This window comes from Pseudoalteromonas sp. SG45-3, assembly GCF_014164075.1.
Classification (GTDB): Bacteria; Pseudomonadota; Gammaproteobacteria; order Enterobacterales; family Alteromonadaceae; genus Pseudoalteromonas; species Pseudoalteromonas distincta.
Genome location: NZ_JACJEN010000057.1, coordinates 1 through 821, shown reverse-complemented (window position 1 = coordinate 821; position 821 = coordinate 1). Strand labels below are relative to the sequence as shown.

Annotated in this window: 1 protein-coding gene; it reads right to left on the bottom strand. The window is 45.6% G+C overall.

The window, feature by feature from the left end; all coding sequences use genetic code 11:
* The coding region (locus H5126_RS21225) for an ISNCY family transposase (protein ID WP_182721554.1) at nucleotides 1-821 on the bottom strand (821 nt) is incomplete at both ends.

Sequence of the window (821 nt, the reverse complement as noted above, 5' to 3'; positions counted from 1 at the left end):
ACTTGAACTTTCGACTGCCAGAACTGCGGAATGAAGATATGCTTAAGGTAGGCATTGGCAGCGGCAATATCGTTAATATTGTTCAACCTAAGTTCGGGCACCAATCGGTCTTGGAAGGTATCGAACGCCCGTTCGACGCGCCCTTTACCTTGTGGGGAATTGGCAAAGATGATTTCAATGCCCAGCTCCTCACAAGCCCTCTGCATCTGTGAGAAGTTGCAGCGCTTCGGGCCGCCGAAGATACCCGCTCTGTCCACATAAAGCGTTTTAAACACACCTTTCGTTTCGATACAGTCTCGCATGACTTTCAAGCATCCAACGGTGGTCTCTGACGGGAAGAACTCAGCATAAACTTCACTGGTCGCATCATCAATCATGGCAATTAAACAGTGCTTTTTATCCCCAAACCAGCGATGTGGACTGCCATCCATTTGCATCATTAAACCCGGTGCTTCCATGCGCTCTCTGCGCTTTCGAACATTGCTACGTCTTCGTTTGGCTCGTTTAACGTGATGAATATCATGTGCCCAACCGCGTAGGGTTTCACGCTTAATAACAATGTTCTCATTCGTAGCTAATTGTTCAGCCAAGTGCAACAGATTCAAATCGTAATATTTTTCCTGAATCAATTTTTGAACCACTTTTTTTATTGATACCGGCGTTTTGTTGGGTGGGGCTTTGCCACTGTTACCATGTACAGCGAATTGAATACCGACTTGCTGATATTGCTTTACGTAGCGTTCAATAGTGCGTCGAGACTTACTGAGTAACTTAGCAGCATTGGCAATTGTTATCCTGCCTTCAACCACTTTAGCTATGAT